Below are 2058 nucleotides of genomic sequence, written 5' to 3'. Positions count from 1 at the left end.
GGGAGGCGGCCTCGCCGCCGGTGAAGGCGACCGTGACCGTGTCGAACGCCTCCGGGTGCTCGTCCACGAGGAAGTTGAACAGACTCGCCGACAACTGCAGCATCGTCACACCGTGGCGCCGGGACAACTCACTGATCAGCACCGGCTCGGGCCGCTGACCCGGCTGTAGTACGGAGGTCCCGCCGTGCAGCAGCGCGCCCCAGAACTCCAGACTGAACGCGTCCCACGACACCGGCGAGCACTGCAGGAACACCTCCCCCGGACCGAACCGGCCGTACGACTGACCGCTCACCGTCGACACCAGGTTCCGGTGCGACGAAAGGATCCCCTTCGGCCGGCCCGTCGACCCCGACGTGAACATCAGGCAGGCGGAGTCGTCCCCGGTCAGCTCGATGCCCAGGTTCTCCCCGGACAGGCCTTCCAGCTCCCCGGGCGAGCAGGAGACGGTTCGCCACGGTCCCTCCAGGCGCCCCGCGAGACGGGGGCCGGTGACCAGGACATCGATACCGGCGTCGGTGGCCGCCGAACGCAGCCGCTCGTCGGGGAAGTCCGGGTCCAGGAGCGTGTAACCGGCTCCCGTCTTGACCACCGCGATCACCGCGGCCGCGAAGTCCGCGCCCCGTTCGAGGAGCACACCGGCCATGTCGCCGCGCCCCAGGCCGTACGAACTCAGGTGGCGGGCCAGGCGGTTGGCGTCGGCGTTCAGCTCGGCGTAGGTGATGTTCCGCTCGCCGTCGATCAGGGCGGTGCGGTCCGGATGGCGGGCGGCCCGCTCCTCGAACCGCTCGACCAGCGAGGCGTCGCCCACGTCGATCGCGGTGCCGGCCCACGGGCCGGTCAGCAGCTCGCGCTCCGCACCGGACAGCACCTCCAGGCCCGACAGCCGGACACCCGGCTCCTCCAGCACCTGGGCCAGCACCCCACCGAGGGCCGTCACCATGCGCCGTACCGTCACCTCGTCGAACAGGTCGGCGGCGAAGAGCACGGTGGCCCGGAGCGACTTCTCGTCGTCGGAGCGGAGGAAGAACTCCAGGTCGAACTTGGCGGATCCGTTGGAGACCTTCTCGACGGGACCGGTCCGCACGCCCCTCAGGGCGAACGCAGGGCCGCCGTCGGACTCAAGGCCGAGGCAGATCTGGAAGAGGGGGTGGCGCGAGAGCGTACGGGTCGGGTTGACCGCTTCGAGGACGAGGTCGAAGGGCGTCTCCTGGTGCGCGAAGGCATCCAGGTCGACGGTACGGACCCGGTCCAGCAGCTCGCGGAACGTCGGGTCGCCCGCGCTGTCGGTCCGCAGGACCAGTGTGTTCACGAAGAACCCGACCAGGCCTTCCAGCGCCCTGTCACCGCGCCCCGCCACCGGCGAACCGATCGCCAGATCGGACCCCGCACCCCACCGGGTCAAAGCCGCGACCAGCGCCGCGTGCACCACCATGAACGGCGTGCACCCCTCCGCCCGGGCGAAGGCCGCCACCCGCCCGAAGACGTCCGCACCGAGATCGACCTCGACCTGACCTCCCAGGTGCGACGCCCGCGCCGGCCTCGGCCGGTCCAGGCTCAGCCCGTGCTCCTCCGGCAGCCCCTCCAGCGCACCGCGCCAGAAGCCGAGCTCCCGTCCCAGCACGCTCCCCGGGTCGTCCGCCTCGCCCAACACCCTTCGCTGCCAGGCCGCGTAGTCCGCGTACTGGACCGTCAACGAGTCGAGGACCGAGCCGTCCGCTCCCCCGAGCCGGGCCTCGTACGCCCGCTCCAGATCCGCGAAGAACACCCCGCTCGACACGCCGTCGGTCGCGATGTGGTGCACCACCATCGACAGCACCGCCGACCCGTCCTCCAGGTCGAACACCACCGCCCGCACCGGAATCTCCACCGCCAGGTCGAACACGCGGCCCGCCTCGGCGGCCAGCTCCGCGTCCAGGTGTTCCGCCTCCACCCGACGGCGTCGGACCGTCGGCCTCGCGAGCTCGGGCGGGAGGATCCGCTGGTGCGGCTCGCCGTCCACCGTCTCGAAGACCGTCCGCAGCGGAGCATGCCGCTCCACCACGTCCCCCAACGCCGCCT

At 71.7% G+C, this 2058-nt stretch carries 1 protein-coding gene; it reads right to left on the bottom strand.

All coding sequences use genetic code 11. From position 1 onward, the window contains the following. Positions 1-2038 (bottom strand): non-ribosomal peptide synthetase (locus tag ADL08_RS09885; protein ID WP_234352080.1); only part of this gene is annotated, 2038 nt, incomplete at its 3' end. Between the last annotated feature and the right edge of the window lie 20 nt (positions 2039-2058).

It is taken from the genome of Streptomyces sp. NRRL F-6492 (assembly GCF_001280125.1).
Classification (GTDB): Bacteria; Actinomycetota; Actinomycetes; order Streptomycetales; family Streptomycetaceae; genus Streptomyces.
The sequence above is the reverse complement of the archived record's forward strand: the minus strand, read 5'-3'. Positions and strand labels throughout refer to the sequence as shown.